Below are 16,415 nucleotides of genomic sequence, written 5' to 3'. Positions count from 1 at the left end.
CTTTACGCCGGGTTGCGGGAAAGGGCGGAGTCCGTCCGGCCGCATTCCGCGTTAAGCCTCGCGGAGGCGGCCGCCCCTTGCTACACAGCGAGCGCGCGGACCCCGTGCGAGAAGGTCCTGCGCGGCCCGAGGAAAGACGGAACGAAGCCCGTGCGCCTTCCGACTGCCAACGCGATCCTCGTGCGCATCAAGCGGGCGGCGCTCGCCTTCGACGCCTGGGTCAACGCCGGCCTCTACGACAGCGGCCGCTCGACCGGCGAGGCCTACGAACGCTTCCAGGAGCGCATGAGCGTGCTCTCGGTACGGGGCTGGAAGCGCGTCGTCCTCGACCTGACGAGCGAGGGCGTCACCATCGGCGCGGGCGGGGCGATCCTGGTCCTGGCGCTGGCGCAGCCCGCCTTCAACCTGACCAGCGACAACTGGCTCAAGCAGCAGGACCTCGCGGTCACCTTCCTCGACCGCTACGGCGCCGAGGTCGGCCGGCGGGGCATCAAACACGACGACTCGCTCAAGCTCGACGAGTTTCCCGACGTGATGATCAAGGCGCTGGTCTCGACGGAGGACCGGCGCTTCTACGAGCACTGGGGCATCGACCCGATCGGGACGCTGCGCGCCGTGGTCTCGAACTCGCGGGGCGGGGGCAACACGCAAGGGGGGTCCTCGATCACCCAGCAGCTCGCCAAGAACCTGTTCCTGTCGAACGAGCGCACGCTGGAGCGCAAGATCAACGAGGCGTTCCTCGCCCTCTGGCTCGAGACGCACCTCTCCAAGAACGAGATCCTGAAGCTCTATCTCGACCGGGCCTACATGGGCGGCGGCACCTTCGGGGCGGTGGCGGCGGCCGACTACTATTTCGGCAAGCCGCTCAAGGACATCAGCCTCGCGGAGGCGGCGATGCTCGCCGGCCTCTTCAAGGCGCCGACGAAGTACGCGCCCCACGTCAACCTGCCCGCCGCCCGCGCGCGGGCCGTCGACGTGCTGCACAACATGGTCGAGGCGGGCTTCCTCACGGAAGGCCAGATCCAGACGGCGCTGCGCAACCCCGCGACCCCGGTCACGCGCACCCGCGACATCACCGCGGACTACTACCTCGACTGGGCCTTCGGGCAGATCAAGGGGCTCGCCGACGCGGGCAAGCTCAAGGACCGGGTGCTCACGGTGAAGACGCCCCTCGACGTCGCCATCCAGAAGCGCGCGGACGAGGTCGTGCAGAACGTGCTGCGCCAGTACGGCGACCAGTACGACGTCGACGAGGGGGCCATGGTGGTCATGGACCCGGACGGAGCGGTGCGGGCCATCGTCGGCGGCGCCGACTACGGGGAGAGCCAGTTCAACCGCGCCACCGACGCGCTGCGCCAGCCCGGCTCCTCCTTCAAGCCCTACGTCTACGCCGCGGCGCTCGCCTCCGGGCAGTTCCGGCCCGACACCACGGTGGTCGACTCCCCCGTCTGCATCGGCAACTGGTGCCCGCAGAACTACGGCCGCTCCTATTCCGGCCGCCAGCCGATGTGGCTCGCGGTCGCGAAATCCATCAACACCATCCCGATCAAGGTCTCGATCGCGCTCGGCAAGGCCATGGGCATCAGCCACGAGGCCCGCGCCGCCAAGGCGGGCCGCGCCAAGATCATCGAGACCGCCCGCGCCATGGGCATCACCAACCCGCTGACCGACTCGGTCTCGCTGCCGATCGGCTCGGCGGAGGTGACGGTGATGGACCAGGCCGCCGCCTACGCGGTGTTCGCCAACGGCGGCAAGCGGGCGAAGCCCTACGCGGCGGTCGAGATCCGCAACTCGTCGGGCGAGATCGTCTACCGCCACGACGACGAGAAGCCCGCCCAGGTGCTCTCGACCCAGGTCGTGGCCGACATGAACTACATGCTCAACAAGGTCGTGGAGGAGGGCACCGCCCGGCGGGTGCAGATCGAGGGCCTGAAGATCGCGGGCAAGACCGGCACCACCAACGCCTACCGCGACGCCTGGTTCGTGGGCTACACCGGCAACTACGTCGGCGCCGTCTGGTACGGCAACGACGACCACACCTCGACGAACAAGATGACCGGCGGCTCCCTTCCCGGCATGACTTGGCACGACGTGATGGAGACCGCCCATCGCGGCATCGAGCTGAGGACCATCCCCGGCCTCAAGGACGGCGGCCGCCCGGCGGCGCAGGCGAAGGCCGACGAGCCCGCCGGCGGGGTCGGACAGGGCGTCTCCGGCAAGCTCTCGCGCCGCTCCTTCGAGGTGATCGACGGGCTGCACGGCCTGTTCCGCAAAGCCCAGCCCGCGCAGGGCAACCAGGCCGGGTTCGCGCCGGTGCGCGCGGCGCCGGGGGCCGGCAGCCTCGCCGAGGGCACCCGCCCGGCCGCCGGCTTCGGCGTGCAGTGACCGCGAGCGTGACCGAGAAGGCGCGCCTGCCGGCGCCGGCGGCGCTTAGGCGCGAACTCCCCGGCGCCCTGCGGCGCCTGCCGGGGCGCATCCTGCGCGGCTCGTCGCGCGTCGGCCTCGTGCTCTACGCGCTCGCCCTCGGCGGCGTCCTCGGGCTGGCCAGCGCCGACTGGGCGACGCGGGGCGGCTATCCGTTCGGGGGCGTCGCCATCGGCCCCTGGACCGCCTGGCCGCGCTCGGGCACCGCCGGGACCGACCCCTACACCCGCGCCGTCAACGCCCGGCGCGGCGAGATCGCGCTGGCGGTGGGCGAGGGGATGCTGCTCACCGCGTCGGCCGACGACGAGGGGCGGGCCCTCGACGCGGCCTGCACCTACCGCCTCTCCGGCAGCACGCCGCCGGCCCGCGCCTGGACGCTGACGGTCGCCGGACGCGGCGCCCCCGACCCCGCCCGGCCCCCGGTGCGCGAGGGCTTCACCTCGACGGAGGTGCTGCGCGAGCGGGACGGGAGCTTCGTGATCGCGCTGGCGCCCGACGTCCAGCCGGGCAACTGGCTGCCGAGCCCCCGCGCCAGCGGCCCCTTGAGGCTGGCGCTGCGCCTCTACGACACCCCCGTGGCCGCGAGCGTGGGCAACCTCGACCGCGAGGCCCTGCCCGCCATCGCCCGGATCGGGTGCGGCGCATGAGGCCGGGCTTCCTCGTCGCCACGGCCGCCGGTCTGGTGATCGCCGGCATCGTCCACATCGCGGCGGTGCTCGCGATCCCGCGCCTGTCGGAGAGCGACGCGCTGACCCGCTCCGGCGCCAGCGAGAGCCTCGACCACCCCTTGCGCATCTACACGCTCGCCACCGGCGACAACCCAGCCCCGGCCGAGGCCTGGCTGCCGATTCCCGATCCGGCGGTGGCGGTCGGCGTCTGCGCCTACGACCTCGCGGAGGGGCCGATGCGGGTCTCCGCCCGCACGGGGCCGCTGATGCTGTCGCTCGCCGTCCACTCCCGGCGGGGCTCGTACTACGCGGTGACGGACCAGGCGGCGGTGCGCGGCGCCCTCGACCTCGTGGTGCTGACCCGCGCCCAGAACGACGAGGCGCTCGCCAACGAGGACGAGAACGAGCCGAGCCGGGACGTGCGCATCATCGCCCCCGAGCCCCGGGGCTTCGTGGTGGTGCGGGTCGTGGCCGCGCTGCCGAGCCAGCGGGCGGCGGCCAACGAGGCGGTGCAGGCCGTCTCCTGCACCCTCGACAGCCCGGCCGACCCGCCTGCCAACGGGGCGGGCAGCGGGGCGGGAAGGAGCCCGGCGAAGCCGAACGGCTGAACCGTTAGTTCTTGACGACGAGCGGCGGCGCCGCGACCGCGGCGGACACCGCCGGCCCCGGCGCGAGGCCGCAGCGGGCCGCGGCGTCCGGCGGCAGCAGCGGATCGAGGAGAGCGCGGCGGCCGCTGAGCGCCGTCACGCTGCGCTCGGCGGCGACCGCCTCGGGCCCCGGCACCTCGATGAGCAGATGCTCGGCGGCGTAGCGATAGCCCTCGATGCGCTCGGCGACGGAGAGCCGCACCCAGGCGACGAGGCAGCGGTTCTCGGCCACCCGCATGGCGGCCTCGCGCACGTCGTCGTCGGAGAGCGTCCTCACGAAGGGCAGGCTGCGCAGGCGCAGGCCGTCGGCCTCCGCCACCTTCGCCGCCGTGGCCGCGAAGGGCGGGATCAGGCGGGCGTCGGCGGTGGCGTCGTCGCCGAGGCGCCGGTAGCGGGACACCGCGGAGGCGAAGGGGCCGCCGAGAAGGCTCTCGTGATAGTCGGCGACGTCCGGCCAGCGCCAGCCCGGCGGCAGCACCCGGGCGCGGGTGAGGTTGGCGAGAGCGTCGAGGAAGACGTCCCGCGTCGAGGCGGGCATCAGGAAGCGCCAGGCGCGGTCGCGGAGCGCGATCTCGTCGTCGGTGAGGGGAAACAGCGAGGCCGGCTCGCCGCGGGTGCGGGCGGAGAGCGTGCCGGTGGTCTCGATCAGCCCGTTCCAGGCGCTCGGCGCCGGCCGGCCGAAATCCCCCTGCTGCGCACAGGCGCCGAGCAGGGCGAGGCCGGCGAGCGGCAGCGCGGAGCGCGCGGGGCGCGGCAGCACGGCGGCGTGCTCCCGAAGGATCAGGAGCGGCGGCGGCGGCGCGGGCCCGGCTCGCGGACGGGCTCGGGCAGGCGCTCGTAGCGCACGCCGAGGAAGAGCAGGATCTCCCCCCGCGCCTCGTCCTCCCGAAGGGGAGCGCGGCGGGACGGGGCGTCCGGGGGAAAGGCGAGGATCACGGCACCGGACGGGCGCGCGGTCTCGCGGTGGGTCTCGCAGGTCATGGCGACCTCCTCGCGGGTTCGGTCTCCGCCGGCACGGTGAGGCCGGGGGCGACGCGGCGAGATCAGCACGCGATGGTTAACGGATCGTTGTGACGGTGCGCTCTCACGATGCGGGACGACAACCTGCGGTGAGGTGCGGCCGATCGGCATCGGTTCTCGCTCCCGGAGACCGCCGATCGGCGGTCTCGACCGGGCATCTGGCAAGGCTCTTGCCTTGTGAATTCCCGCCCATGGCGGGCGTTTCCTCCCTTGACTTGGGCCCCGCGCCACCTCCGCGCGGGGCCTTTTTATGCGCGGGGGAGCCTGTCACCCGCGCGACACAAGCGCGGCGGCATCGGGAACCGGTCCGGCCTCCGGCGCTTGCCTCGCTGGCGCCGCCGCCGATATGCGGTGGCCCGAGGGACGCGCCACAGGACGAAGGACAGGGCTTCATGCGAGCGGACACCGCACGATCCACGCGTCTCACCCGTCGGACCGGAGGCGCCTTGGCCCTCGGCCTCGCGCTGCTCACCGCAGGGCCGGCCCTGGCGCAGCGCGACGACCAGGGCTTGCAGCTCGGCTGTGCGAACGACTATTTCCGGCTCTGCGCCGGCGTCGATCCGAACAGCGACGACGCCGAGCGCTGTATGACCAGGAACCGCGCCCGTCTCTCGCCGGAGTGCCGCTCGGCCATCGGCGACTACGACAAGCGCACCGGCACCAAATCCTTCAAGGGCGAGTAGGCGCGAGCCCGCCGGCCCTCCAGAGCCGAGGACCGGAATGAGCCTCACCGTTGCGGTCCAGATGGACCCGATCCAGTCGATCCGCATCGCGGGCGACTCGACCTTCGCGCTGCTCCTCGAGGCGCAGGCGCGGGGGCATCGATTGCTCCACTACACGCCCGACCGGCTCTCGATGCAGGGACGGCGGGTGACGGCGCGGGTCGAGCCGCTGACCGTGCGCGACGTCGAGGGCGACCACGCCACCCTCGGGGCGATCGAGCGCATCGACCTCGCCGAGGCGGACGTGGTGCTGATGCGCCAGGACCCGCCCTTCGACATGGCCTACGTCACGGCGACCCACATGCTGGAGCGCCTGCCGGCCTCGACGCTCGTGGTCAACAACCCGGTCGAGGTCCGCAACGCGCCGGAGAAGCTCTTCGTCCTCGACTTCCCCGAGCTGATGCCGCCGACGCTGATCAGCCGCGACCGGGCGGAGATCGAGGCCTTCCGCACCGAGCACGGCACGGTGGCGATGAAGCCGCTCCACGGCCATGGCGGGGCGGCGGTGTTCCGCGTCACCGAGAACGACCCGAACTTCGGCTCGATGTTCGACCTGTTCGCGGCGACCTTCCGGGAGGCCTGGGTGGTGCAGCGCTTCCTCGACAAGGTCAGCGAGGGCGACAAGCGCATCATCCTCGTCGACGGCGAGCCGATGGGCGCGATCAACCGGGTGCCGGCGGCGGGCGACATCCGCTCGAACATGGTGCGCGGGGGAGCGGCGGCGGCCTCCGATCTGACGGAGCGCGAGCGCGAGATCTGCGCGACGATCGGTCCGGAGCTGCGCCGGCGCGGCCTGATCCTCGTCGGCATCGACGTGATCGACGGCCATCTCACCGAGATCAATGTGACCTCGCCCACGGGCCTGCGCGCCATCAAGCGCCTCGGCGGGCCCGACCTCGCGGTGTCCGTGTGGGACGCGATCGAGGCGCGGCGGGTGAAGGCGGCCTGAGGTGCATCAGGTCTCGGCGCGGGGCGTGGCGCTGAGCTCGGCCCAGTCGAACTCCTCCTCCAGCACGTAGTAGGCGTCGTCGCCGATCTTGCCCTGCTTGCGCAGGGCCAGCACCGCGTCGCGGGCGGCGTCGACCGCCCGGCGGCGGGCAGCATCGGCGGGCAGCGCCTCGGGGGCGAGCCCCTGCTCGTGCCGGCGCGCCTCGCAGAGGGCCGTCTCGAGCTCGCCGCGCAGGCTCTGCGCGACCTCGCCCTCGCCCTCGATGCTGGCGAGCGCCGCCTCGTAGGCCTTGGCCCGGGCCCGCCCCACCTCCCGGCCGACGGGGTCGTCGTCCTCGAGCCCGAGCCGGGCGAGGAGCGGGTTGAGGGTCAGCCCCTGGATGACGAGGGTACCGATGACGGTGCCGAAGGCCGCGAACACGACGAGGTCGCGGTGGGGGAAGTCCCCCGGCAGGGCCAGCGCCGTGGCGATGGTGACGATGCCGCGCATCCCCGCCCAGGACACGGCCACCGCCGGCCCCGGCCCCGCCCGCTCTCTTGCCTGCGGGTCGGCGAAGCGGAAATGCCCGATCCGGCTCGCGGGCAGCACCCAGGCGATGCGCACCAGCACCACGGTGGCGAAGACCGCTCCGGCGAGCAGCAGCGCCGAGGCCTGCTCGCCGCCGTCGAGCCGCTCCAGAATCGGCCCGACCTGGATGCCGATGAGCACAAAGGCGAGGACGTTGAGCACGAACACCGCCGAATCCCAGACCGCGTAGGAGACGATGCGGGTGCGCGGCGCCGTCACCCCTGGGGAGAAGCGGGCAACCGTGAGCGCGTAGCTCACCACGGTGAGCACCCCCGAGAGGTGCAGCGCCTCCGCCCCGAGCCAGAGCCCGAACGTGGCGACGAATTGCAGGACGATGTTCGTCGAGGCGTCGGAGACCCGCCGCACGATCGCCGTGAAGGCCAGCGCCGCGAGCGGGCCCGCGACGAGGCTTCCGGCGACCGCCAGCAGGAAGGTCGGCGCGACCTCGGCGAGGCTGAAGCCGCCGGCCGCCGCAGCGCTCACCCCGAGCCGGTAGATCAGCAGCGAGCCGGCATCGTTGAGCAGGCTCTCGCCGCGCAGGATCGTGGCGAGCCGGTGGGGCAGGCTGACATGGCGCAGCACGGAGAGGGCCGCCACCGCGTCGGGCGGCGCGACGATGGCGCCGAGCACGACGCAGGCCGCGAGCGGCATGTCCGGCACGAGCAGCTTGGCGACCGCCGCGACGCCGGCGGTGGTCAGCGCCACGGCGCCGAAGGCGAGGCCGGCGATGGGGCGCCAGTTCGCCTTGAGATCGCGCAGGGAGGTGTCGTAGCCGGCGTCGAGCAGCACCGGCGCCACGAACAGCGCCAGCGCCAGCTCGGGGTCGAGCCGGAGGTTCGGCACCCCCGGCACGAAGGCCAGCGCCACGCCGCCGAGCGCCAGGAAGGCGGGGTAGGGGGCGCCGACCCGGCGGGCTAGAGCGGCGAGGGTCACGGCGCCGAGCAGCACGCCGACGACCCATTCGAAGATCAACATTCACAAGCAGATAGGGCGGAGCGTGCCGCTTGGCGCGACCCGAGGGCTCAGTACTGGACGGTGGCGCGCAAGCCGAGGACGGCCGCGTTCTTCACCCGCCGCCCGGCGGCGTCCCGCGGGTTGGCGATGCCGGCGCCCGGATGGAACACGTACTGGACGTCGGGCTGCACCGTGAAGCCGGGCACGATCAGCGCCTGGTAGGTCGCCTCGACGATCGTCTCGGCATGGCGGATCGGCATCGGCGCGCCGGTATAGAAGGCCGCGTCCCGGTCGGCGCGCCGGGCGCTGCCGGCGATGCGGGCATGGGCGACGCTCACGCCGAAAGTGTCGTCGGAGCGGCCCTCGATGAAGCCCTTGAAGGCGATTCCGGCGTCGAGATAGAGGTCGACGAGGCTCGATCGGGAGGGCGAGAAGGCCCCGCGCACGAAGACGCTGGCGCCCTCGTCGTCCTTCTCCGGCTCGCGGAAGATCGTCTGGTCGAGGATGCCGTAGAAGCCGGCATTGCCGCGCACCTGCCGGGCGAGGCCCGTCGAAGCCGGATCGGCGAGCGGCCGGCCGAACGTGTCGAGGCGCAGATCGTCGAAGCGGCCGAGATGCTGCCAGCCCCCGACCGTGACGGTGCCGGGCAGCCCCGCGTCGCCCTTGCCCGTATTGTAGGCATAGGCCGCCTCCGCGATGAGCAGGGCCGGATCGCGCACCCGGAACAGCGTGCCGGTGCGGTTGAGGCGCTGCGCCTCCGGGTCGTCGCCGGGGCGGTTGGCGCCGGCCGGATCGCCGTCATAGAGCCCGGCCTGGAGCGAGAAGGCGTCGTTCGGCGTGTACTTCACCCGCACCGCCGGGGTGGCGAGCGGATAGGAGGGGCCGCCGCTCGGCAGGTTGAGCCCGGTGATCGCCGGCCATCCGAAGCTCGAGTTCACGAACAGCGTCGCCGTCTGGCTGACGAAGAACTCGGTGTCGGCCGCCTGCTGCCCGACCCGGACCCCGAGATGCCCGTCGAGGAGCCGCTGGTCGAGCCAGAGCACGTAGAGGCGGCTCGACGGCAGCGCCTCGATCCCGCTGACTTCGGTGAGGTTGCCGACGTAGTAGCGCGTCAGGCCGGTGCCGTGGATGAAGTAGGCGTTGGCATGGATCGTCGCGCCCTCCCAGCCGGCAAGGGTCTGGAGGTTGAGGTTGAGGCGCAGGTTCAAGCGGTCCTCGACGATCGCGCCCCGGCGCACCCCGCCGACGGGGTTGCCGAGCACATCGGCAATGTAGGTGAGGCTGTACTCGACGCCCCGCGGCTTCAGGAAGGCGCGCAGGCCGAAGGGGTCGGCGAGCGGCCCGAGATACGGCTCCACGGAGCGCACGTAGCCCCCGGACGCCTGGCTCGTCGTCTCGGGCTGGGCGACGGAGGTGCGCACGTCCCCGCCCGCGCCTTCTAGGACGGGGATCAGGCTCTGGGCCTGGGCTTGTCCGAGGAAGACCCATCCGGAGACGGCGAGCGCGAGCGCCGATGCGAGCCGGCGGGGCCTGCGTCTCACGGGTTCCCTGCCAGGATATCGAGGGGACGGGACATGCGCGCTCCGCCGGCCGGATGGCCTCAGGCTCTAGCACGGCGCGATCGAGACCGGCGCAGCGCCACCGCCGGATCGGCGTTTTCGCGGCGTCCCGTCACCGGTTTGCATCGGCACCGGCGCGGGCGCTAAAGGCCGGGGCCTGCCTCTTGCACCCTTCGGCCCTTCGCGCCACGCCTCTCGACGTGCGCCGAACGCCCCTCAGATTCCGTCCAAGGTCCCATGCCCGAGACCCCCGTCTTCGCCTCCGCCGCCGTCGCCGCGCCCCACAGCCTCGCCGCGAAGGCGGGGCAGACGGTGCTCGCGCAGGGCGGCAACGCCGTCGAGGCCATGGTGGCGATGGCCGCCGCCATCGCCGTCGTCTACCCGCACATGAACGGCATCGGCGGCGACGGCTTCTGGCTGGTGCGCGACAGGAGCGGCCGGGTGCGCGGCTTCGAGGCCTGCGGCCCCGCCGGACGCCTCGCGACCCGCGCGCGCTACCGGGAGAAGGGGTTCGAGGCGATCCCGTCCCGCGGGCCCGACGCCGCCGTGACCGTGGCCGGCGCCGTCGGCGGCTGGCGCCTCGCCCTCGACTACGCCCGCTCGCTCGGCGGCCGCCTGCCGCTCCCGACGCTGCTCGCCGACGCGATCCGCCATGCCCGCGAGGGCGTACCGGTCTCCGCCTCCGAGGCGCGCTACGTGCTGCCGGAGCTCGACACGCTCCACGACGCCCCGAACTTTTCCGCAACCTTCCTCAAGGAGGGCAAGCCGTATCCGGCGGGCGAGGTCCGGGCGCTTCCGAAGCTCGCCGCGACCCTGGAGCAGCTGGCCCATGCCGGGCTCAACGACTTCTACCGGGGCGATGTCGGCCGCGAGATCGCTGCCGACCTGGAGCGCCTCGGCGCCCCGGTGACGCGGGCGGACCTCGAGGCCTACGCCGCCCGCGAGCGGGCCCCGCTCTCGATCCGCCGCCGGGACGCGCAGCTCTTCAACTTCCCGCCGCCCACCCAGGGGCTCGCCGCGCTCCTGATCCTCGGCCTGTTCGACCGGCTGAACATCCGCGCGGCGGAGAGCACGGCCCATTATCACGGGCTGATCGAGGCCACGAAGCGCGCCTTCGCCATCCGCGACCGGGTGGTGACCGACTTCGACCGCCTGCGCGCCGACCCGGCCTCCTTCCTGACTCCCGAGCGTCTCGACCGGGAGGCCGCGCTGATCACGATGGACCGGGCGGCGCGGGTGCCGCTGCGCGATCCCGATGCCGGCGACACCGTCTGGATGGGCGCGATCGACGGGGAGGGCAACGCCGTCTCCTACATCCAGTCGGTCTACTGGGAGTACGGCTCCGGAACGGTGCTGCCGGGAACCGGCATCTGCTGGCAGAACCGGGGCATGTCCTTCTCCCTCGACCCCGCCGCCGTGAACCCGCTGGAGCCGGGGCGACGCCCCTTCCACACCCTGATCCCGGCGCTGGCCGCCTTCGACGACGGGCGCGTGATGGCCTACGGCTCCATGGGCGGGGACGGGCAGCCGCAGTTCCAGGCCCAGATCTTCGCCCGCTACGCCGATTACGGGATGTCGGTGGCCGAGGCCGTCGATGCGCCGCGCCTCCTCTACGGGCGTACATGGGGGGCGCCCTCGCTCTCCGTGAAGGTCGAGGACCGCTTCGATCCCGCCTGCATCGAGGCGCTGCGGCGGATGGGCCACGAGATCGAGGAGCTCGGCGGCGCCTATATCGACTCCCTGGGACACGCCGGGATGCTGGTGCGCCACCCACGCGACAGCCGCATCGAGGCGATGCACGATCCCCGCTCGGACGGCGGCGCCGAGGGCCTGTGAGCCACGGCCGGGCGCGCGGCGGTTCCGGCACACCCGGATCGAAAACTGCCCGCCCAGATTGAATCGGGATTCATCCTGGCGCGGTCGTTGCGTTCCACCGCGCTCCCTCACGGAGCGTATCATGGATACCGTCGCGTCGAACCGAACCCGCTGGGTTCAGCTGCTTCTCGGGCTCATCGTCATGATGACGATCTCGAGCCCGCAATACGTCTGGACGCTCTTCGTCAAACCCTTCCAGACGGCGACGGGCGCCTCGCTCGCGGCGGTGCAGGTCACCTTCACCATCGTGATCGTGCTGCAGACGTTCTTCTCGCCGGTGCAGGGCTGGCTCCTCGACCGCTTCAGCCCCAAGCTCCTGATCGCGGCGGGCGCCGCCATGAGCGGCCTCGGCTGGGTCGCCGCCTCGTATTCGGAGAGCCTGTTCGGCCTCTACGCCAGCTACGGCCTGCTCTGCGGGCTCGGCACCGGCATCGTCTATGTCGGCATCGTCGGGCTGATGGTGCGCTGGTTCCCCGACCGGCGCGGCTTCGCGGTGGGCGTGGTCGCGGCGGGCTACGGCATGGGCGCCATCGGCACCACCTTCCCGATCTCCGACATGATCGCGGCCTCCGGCTTCCGGCACACGCTGCTCGTGTTCGGCCTGATCCTCGGCGCCATCGGCTTCCTCGCCGCGCTCGGCCTGCGCTCGCCGAAGCCGAGCGAGATCGTGCCCGTGCCCCCCGGCCGCACCGCGAGCGCCGCCCGCGACACCGCGCCCGCCGAGATGCTCAGGACGCCGCTGTTCTGGCTGATGTTCCTGATGATGACGATGATGTCGACGGGCGGGCTCATGGTCGTCGCCCAGTTCGCCTCCTTCGCCCGCGACTTCGGGGTCGCCGACGCCCTCGTGTTCGGCTTCGCGGCGCTGCCCTTCGCGCTGACCTTCGACCGCATCACCAACGGCCTGACGCGGCCCTTCTTCGGCTGGGTCTCGGATCACTACGGCCGCGAGAACACCATGGCGGTGGCCTTCGCGCTCGAGGCGGTGGCGATCGTCTGCCTGCTGGTGTGGCGCGAGAACCCCTACGCCTTCGCGCTGCTCTCGGGCGTCGTGTTCTTCGCCTGGGGCGAGATCTTCTCGCTGTTCCCCTCGACGCTCACCGACACCTTCGGCACCAAGCACGCCACCACCAACTACGGCTTCCTCTACATGGCGCAGGGCGTCGGCTCGCTGCTCGGCGGCCCCGTCGCGGCGATGATCTACGCGTCCGCCGGAAGCTGGATCCCGGTGTTCAGCATCGCCATCGTCCTCGACCTGATCACCGCGGTGCTCGCCTACTTCGTCCTGAAACCGGCCCGGCGCCGCTGGCTTGGCGTGAACGGCGCGGAGAGCGTGGGGATCGAACCGGTGCGGCGGCCGGCGCTGAGCTGAGGCGCGCGGCATCCGAGAACGGGGAAGAAGGGCCGGCGCAGACCGGCCCTTTTTCGTGAGGCGATGCGTCCGTGCGGGAGCGCACACGACGCCCCCCGGAGCGAACCCATATCCGGCTCACGACAGAAAAGGCGGCCCGGCGTCTTCGTCACATCCGAGAAGGATGCGTCTTCTCGGGGCCGCGCCAAGAAAGGACCACGATCATGACGATCCGCCTTCCCGCCGCGCTTCTCGCGGCCTCCTTCCTCGCCGCCGCCCCGACGGCCTCCGCCCTCGCCCAGAGCCTCGACACGCTCTCGACGGCGCGCGTGGGTCGGGTCGAGGCCGCGCCTCAGGCCGGCTACTACGACGACCTCGCCACGGGCTCGATCGCCCGCCGGGGCATCGACGCCTCCGCCAAGGGCAGCAACGCCGAGCAGCCCGAGCGCGTCGTGCCGCAGTACGGCGACACCGCCGGCGGCCCGCGCCGGTAGCGGCGTCCGCCCGGCACGGGCACCATCGCTTCGCCTTCAGGGGCCGGGCATCGTGAGGATGCCCGGCCCCTTGCGCGTTCAGGCGCGGGTGGCGCTCACCGCCAGCTCGGGCTTGCGGTTGAGCGTCTGGAAGACGACGCAGTAGCGCTCGGTGAGCTTGAGGAGCTGGTCGAGCTTCTCCTGGGGCGCGTCGGTGTCGAGATCGAACGCCAGGCGGATCGCCCGGAATCCGACCGGCGCCTCCCGGTCGACGCCGAGCGTCCCGCGGAAGTCGAGATCGCCCTCGGCGCTGACGGTCCCGGCCCGCAGCGGGATGTCGAGGGCGGTCGCCACGGCCTTGAGCGAGACGCCGGCGCAGGCCACCAGCGCCTCGAGCAGCATGTCGCCCGAGCACAGCTCCGCCCCGGTGCCGCCGGTGGCCGGGTGCAGGCCCGCGACCGCGAGCGCCCGGCCGGTCTCGACCTTGCAGGCGATCTTGGTGTCGTCGAGGGTGCCCCTGGCCTTCAGGGTGATGACGGCGGAGTCGGGCGCGGCGCGGTACTGGTCCTTGAGCGGGGCCTGGAGGGCGCGCAGTTCGGTGGCGTCCATGGGGTCGTCTCCTCGTGTGATCTTCAAGTCGTCGCAGGGGCCGGTAGCGCGCCGGCCGTGCGATCTCAACCGCGCCCTACCACCAGGCCGCGCCCTCGGCGGGCGCCGCCACCGCCGGACCGGGGGGCCGGAGCGACCGGTCGAGAGCGGCGAGGATGCGCCGCACCGCCGCCTCGGAGGGCGCGGAGGCCGGGTCGCGGGGGCGGCTCAGGCTCAGCGGCACGGTGTCGTCGAGGCGGCCCGGCGAGGGCCGCATCACCACCGCGCGGTCGGCGAGGGCCACGGCCTCCGACACGTCGTGGGTGACGATGAGGATCGTCGGCTTCGTCTCCGCCCAGAGCGCCAGCAGGTGCCCGTGGAGGTCGCGCCGGGTGAAGGCGTCGAGGGCCGAGAACGGCTCGTCGAGGAGCAGCACCCGCGGGTTCGCCACGAAGGCGCGGGCGATCGAGACCCGTTGCTGCTGCCCGCCGGAGAGCTCCCGCGGCCAGCGCTCCGCATGGGCCGAGAGGCCGACCCGCTCCAGCGCGTGGGCGACGCGGGCCCGACGCTCCCCCGCGGGCAGGGCGGCGAGCCCGAAGCCGACATTGTCGGCGACGCTGAGCCAGGGCAGCAGGCGCGGCTCCTGGAAGACGAGGCCGACATAGGGGTGGGGCGCGGTGATCGCCTCGCCGTCGAGGCGGATCGAGCCGGTGCTCGGCCGGTCGAGGCCGGCGACGAGGCGCAGAAGCGTGGTCTTGCCGCAGCCGGAGCCGCCGACGAGGGCCACGATCTCGCCGGCCGGCACATGCAGCTCGATGCCGGTCAGCGCCCGCGTGCCGTCCGCGTAGGTCTTGGAGAGATCGCTGACGTCGAGCACGCCGCCTCCACGGTCGAATGTCGGGCCCGGCCGGAGCCGGTGTCGCGCAGATGCCATAGGCGGTCGCGGCGGGCCAGTGGTAGAGAAGCCGTCACCCGTGTCCGCCGCGCATGAGGAGTTCGGACCGTGCCACGCCCGATCGGCCTCGCGGCCCTGCTCCTCGCCACCCTCTGCGGGCCGGCATCGGCCGCCGAACCGGCCCGTCTCGTCCCCGAGGGGCGCTTCCTCGCCCGCTGCGAGGACCTCGGGCAGTTCTGCTTCGTCGAGTCCTGCGGGCGGGACCAGATCGAGGCGGCGCTGGGCTGCCGGCGGGTCTGCCCCAGCTCCGTCGTGATGACCGTGACGCCCCTGCGCTGCTCCTTGCCGGCAGAGACGGTGCTGCGCGCCCGCGGCTGAGGATGTGGCCCTGCGAGGTCCTGCCGTCACGGGCGATCAGCTCTGCGTCTTCTGCGGAAACCAATATCTCCGTGCCGCATTGACACGTCTCATGAGACCTCCTGCTCGCCTGCGGGCGGCGCGCCGACATTTCCACTGTCGTCGGCGACAAGGCTGAAGACGATGTACAAGAAGAGCCTCTCTCCGCCCTCCTCCGGCCCCGCCTCCAACCCGCTGCTCTACGGCATCGCCCAGGGGCTCGAGCAACTGTTCCCGCCCGTGGAAGGTCCCGGTCCGCAGGTCACGGATGCCGAGTCGCAGGACGACGGCCGCGACAAGCGCCACGCGGACGAGCGCGACTGATCGCCCTCACAGGGTGTCGCGGGCGGTGTCTTGCCAGGCGGTCAGCGGCCGCGTCAGGGCGACGAGCCCGGCATCGGCGAGCTTGCCGAGCAGCGCGAAGGCGATGATCGCGGCGAGGATCTGGTCCGGCTTGCTGAACTGCTGCCCGTCGACGAGCAGGTAGCCGAGCCCCTCCGACGCGCCCATCAGCTCGGCGGCCACCACGAACAGGAAGCCGAGCCCGAGGCCGGTGCGCAGCGCCACGAGTGTCGCCGGCAGCACCGCGGGCAGCAGGATGCGCCGGGCCATCGCCGTGCGCGACAGGCGGAAGATGCGCCCCACCTCCACCAGCTTGCGGTCTACGGAGGCGATGGCGCCGGCCACGCCGACATAGACGGGAAAGAACACGCCGACCGCGATCAGCGTCACCTTCGGCGTCTCCAGGATGCCGAGCCAGAGGATGAAGAGCGGCACCCAGGCGAGGGAGGGTACGGCCCGCAGGGCCTGGAGGCTCGGGTCCACGAGATCGCGCAGCCTCGGAAGCGTCCCGGTGAGCGCGCCCATCGCGATGCCCGCGACCGACCCGAAGGCGAAGCCGAGCCCGACGCGCAGCAGCGTCGCGGAGACGTGGGTCCAGAGTTCGCCCGTGGCGGCGAGCGACCACAGCGCGGCGCCGATCCGGCTCGGCGGCGGCAGCAGCCGCCCCTGCGCGTAGCCCCCGCGCACCGCCAGTTCCCAGCCGACCGCCAGAAGGACCGGCAGCAGCAGGCCGAGGGCGAGGCGGCCTCCGGCCCCCCAACGCGAGGGCGAGGGTCTGGCGGCCTCCGCGAGGGGAGGAGCATCGGGAGCGGGCATGGCCGGCATGGCCCGGCCCTTATCACGGGCCGGGGCGAAAGCCAGTCGGGCGCGGCCTACTTCGCCGGGCCGGGGTTGAACTGCGGGTCGATCAGCCCGTCGACCGCCGCCTTCACGTCGGTGCCGGCGGGGATCACCCCCGCCTCCTGGAGGGCGAGGCCGGCGGCGC

Annotated in this window: 17 protein-coding genes and 1 pseudogene; 10 read left to right on the top strand and 8 right to left on the bottom strand. The window is 72.7% G+C overall.

Going from position 1 to position 16,415, the window contains the following annotated elements; genetic code table 11:
- Window positions 1-150 precede the first annotated feature (150 nt).
- Genes MFF04_RS18510 through MFF04_RS18500 form a run of 3 tightly spaced genes read left to right on the top strand, consistent with a single transcriptional unit; the run spans window position 151 to window position 3,700 of the window.
- A complete protein-coding gene (locus MFF04_RS18510; protein ID WP_238277991.1) occupies window positions 151-2,385 on the top strand; it encodes a transglycosylase domain-containing protein in 2,235 nt (744 codons plus the stop codon).
- Between the two features lie 8 nt (window positions 2,386-2,393).
- Complete coding sequence (locus tag MFF04_RS18505; protein ID WP_373320118.1) at window positions 2,394-3,071, top strand: DUF1214 domain-containing protein; 678 nt, start codon at window positions 2,394-2,396, stop codon at window positions 3,069-3,071.
- Complete coding sequence (locus MFF04_RS18500; protein WP_238277989.1) at window positions 3,068-3,700, top strand: DUF1254 domain-containing protein; 633 nt, start codon at window positions 3,068-3,070, stop codon at window positions 3,698-3,700. Before MFF04_RS18505 ends, MFF04_RS18500 begins: the two co-directional genes overlap by 4 nt.
- Before the next feature lie 4 nt (window positions 3,701-3,704).
- Here MFF04_RS18500 and MFF04_RS18495 read toward each other — a convergent pair whose 3' ends face one another.
- On the bottom strand, window positions 3,705-4,496 hold the full coding sequence (locus MFF04_RS18495) for a hypothetical protein (protein WP_373320120.1): 792 nt from the start codon (window positions 4,494-4,496) through the stop codon (window positions 3,705-3,707).
- 23 nt (window positions 4,497-4,519) lie between these two features.
- A complete protein-coding gene (locus MFF04_RS18490; protein WP_238277985.1) occupies window positions 4,520-4,720 on the bottom strand; it encodes a hypothetical protein in 201 nt (66 codons plus the stop codon).
- Between the two features lie 431 nt (window positions 4,721-5,151).
- On the opposite strand from MFF04_RS18490, the gene MFF04_RS18485 reads away from it, so the two are divergent.
- Both MFF04_RS18485 and gshB read left to right on the top strand, forming a co-directional pair.
- Window positions 5,152-5,442, top strand: coding sequence for a hypothetical protein (locus MFF04_RS18485; RefSeq protein WP_306308049.1), 291 nt, complete (start codon window positions 5,152-5,154; stop codon window positions 5,440-5,442).
- Window positions 5,443-5,479: 37 nt separating this feature from the next.
- A complete protein-coding gene (gene gshB, locus MFF04_RS18480; RefSeq protein ID WP_238277981.1) occupies window positions 5,480-6,430 on the top strand; it encodes a glutathione synthase in 951 nt (316 codons plus the stop codon).
- A gap of 6 nt (window positions 6,431-6,436) precedes the next feature.
- Here the strand turns inward: gshB and MFF04_RS18475 are convergent, their stop codons facing one another.
- Together MFF04_RS18475 and MFF04_RS18470 are read right to left on the bottom strand one after the other, a co-directional pair.
- Window positions 6,437-7,972 carry a cation:proton antiporter gene (locus MFF04_RS18475; protein ID WP_238277979.1) on the bottom strand — a complete coding sequence of 512 codons (1,536 nt, stop codon included), beginning with the start codon at window positions 7,970-7,972 and terminating at the stop codon, window positions 6,437-6,439.
- 47 nt (window positions 7,973-8,019) lie between these two features.
- Window positions 8,020-9,492, bottom strand: coding sequence for a carbohydrate porin (locus tag MFF04_RS18470; RefSeq protein WP_238277976.1), 1,473 nt, complete (start codon window positions 9,490-9,492; stop codon window positions 8,020-8,022).
- A 255-nt stretch (window positions 9,493-9,747) separates the two neighbouring features.
- Between MFF04_RS18470 and MFF04_RS18465 the strand changes: the two genes are divergently transcribed.
- The 3 genes from MFF04_RS18465 to MFF04_RS18455 all read left to right on the top strand — a co-directional run bounded on the left by MFF04_RS18465 (window position 9,748) and on the right by MFF04_RS18455 (window position 13,230).
- Entirely contained in the window at window positions 9,748-11,346 is a 1,599-nt protein-coding gene (locus tag MFF04_RS18465; RefSeq protein ID WP_238277974.1) for a gamma-glutamyltransferase family protein, read from the top strand.
- Window positions 11,347-11,467: 121 nt separating this feature from the next.
- Window positions 11,468-12,757 (top strand): oxalate/formate MFS antiporter, encoded by a 1,290-nt coding sequence (gene oxlT, locus MFF04_RS18460; protein WP_238277972.1) that lies wholly within the window; start codon window positions 11,468-11,470, stop codon window positions 12,755-12,757.
- Between the two features lie 203 nt (window positions 12,758-12,960).
- A complete protein-coding gene (locus MFF04_RS18455; RefSeq protein WP_238277970.1) occupies window positions 12,961-13,230 on the top strand; it encodes a hypothetical protein in 270 nt (89 codons plus the stop codon).
- 78 nt (window positions 13,231-13,308) lie between these two features.
- Here the strand turns inward: MFF04_RS18455 and MFF04_RS18450 are convergent, their stop codons facing one another.
- A complete protein-coding gene (locus tag MFF04_RS18450) occupies window positions 13,309-13,818 on the bottom strand; it encodes an OsmC family protein (protein ID WP_238277967.1) in 510 nt (169 codons plus the stop codon).
- Between the two features lie 76 nt (window positions 13,819-13,894).
- Window positions 13,895-14,674, bottom strand: a complete 780-nt coding sequence (locus MFF04_RS18445; protein WP_238277965.1) for an ABC transporter ATP-binding protein — start codon at window positions 14,672-14,674, stop codon at window positions 13,895-13,897.
- A gap of 126 nt (window positions 14,675-14,800) precedes the next feature.
- Between MFF04_RS18445 and MFF04_RS18440 the strand changes: the two genes are divergently transcribed.
- Window positions 14,801-15,070: a hypothetical protein gene (locus MFF04_RS18440; RefSeq protein ID WP_238277963.1), complete on the top strand. Its 270-nt coding sequence runs from the start codon at window positions 14,801-14,803 to the stop codon at window positions 15,068-15,070.
- Window positions 15,071-15,232: 162 nt separating this feature from the next.
- Window positions 15,233-15,412: a hypothetical protein gene (locus tag MFF04_RS18435; protein WP_238277961.1), complete on the top strand. Its 180-nt coding sequence runs from the start codon at window positions 15,233-15,235 to the stop codon at window positions 15,410-15,412.
- A gap of 6 nt (window positions 15,413-15,418) precedes the next feature.
- Here MFF04_RS18435 and MFF04_RS18430 read toward each other — a convergent pair whose 3' ends face one another.
- Together MFF04_RS18430 and MFF04_RS18425 are read right to left on the bottom strand one after the other, a co-directional pair.
- Window positions 15,419-16,246, bottom strand: a complete 828-nt coding sequence (locus tag MFF04_RS18430; RefSeq protein ID WP_238277959.1) for an ABC transporter permease — start codon at window positions 16,244-16,246, stop codon at window positions 15,419-15,421.
- A gap of 56 nt (window positions 16,247-16,302) precedes the next feature.
- Window positions 16,303-16,415 (bottom strand): annotated as a pseudogene (locus tag MFF04_RS18425) (aliphatic sulfonate ABC transporter substrate-binding protein); the annotation flags it as partial.

It is taken from the genome of Methylobacterium jeotgali, from assembly GCF_022179345.1.
GTDB lineage: Bacteria > Pseudomonadota > Alphaproteobacteria > Rhizobiales > Beijerinckiaceae > Methylobacterium > Methylobacterium jeotgali.
The sequence above is the reverse complement of the archived record's forward strand: the minus strand, read 5'-3'. Positions and strand labels throughout refer to the sequence as shown.

Bases quoted from the DNA above. Each gene is read 5' to 3' on its own strand.
- MFF04_RS18435 (WP_238277961.1), top strand. From the start codon at position 15,233: ATGTACAAGAAGAGCCTCTCTCCGCCCTCCTCCGGCCCCGCCTCCAAC.
- gshB (WP_238277981.1), top strand. From the start codon at position 5,480: ATGAGCCTCACCGTTGCGGTCCAGATGGACCCGATCCAGTCGATCCGC.
- MFF04_RS18500 (WP_238277989.1), top strand. From the start codon at position 3,068: ATGAGGCCGGGCTTCCTCGTCGCCACGGCCGCCGGTCTGGTGATCGCC.
- MFF04_RS18485 (WP_306308049.1), top strand. From the start codon at position 5,152: ATGCGAGCGGACACCGCACGATCCACGCGTCTCACCCGTCGGACCGGA.
- MFF04_RS18455 (WP_238277970.1), top strand. From the start codon at position 12,961: ATGACGATCCGCCTTCCCGCCGCGCTTCTCGCGGCCTCCTTCCTCGCC.
- MFF04_RS18475 (WP_238277979.1), bottom strand. From the start codon at position 7,972: ATGTTGATCTTCGAATGGGTCGTCGGCGTGCTGCTCGGCGCCGTGACC.
- MFF04_RS18430 (WP_238277959.1), bottom strand. From the start codon at position 16,246: ATGCCCGCTCCCGATGCTCCTCCCCTCGCGGAGGCCGCCAGACCCTCG.
- MFF04_RS18490 (WP_238277985.1), bottom strand. From the start codon at position 4,720: ATGACCTGCGAGACCCACCGCGAGACCGCGCGCCCGTCCGGTGCCGTG.
- MFF04_RS18450 (WP_238277967.1), bottom strand. From the start codon at position 13,818: ATGGACGCCACCGAACTGCGCGCCCTCCAGGCCCCGCTCAAGGACCAG.
- oxlT (WP_238277972.1), top strand. From the start codon at position 11,468: ATGGATACCGTCGCGTCGAACCGAACCCGCTGGGTTCAGCTGCTTCTC.
- MFF04_RS18465 (WP_238277974.1), top strand. From the start codon at position 9,748: ATGCCCGAGACCCCCGTCTTCGCCTCCGCCGCCGTCGCCGCGCCCCAC.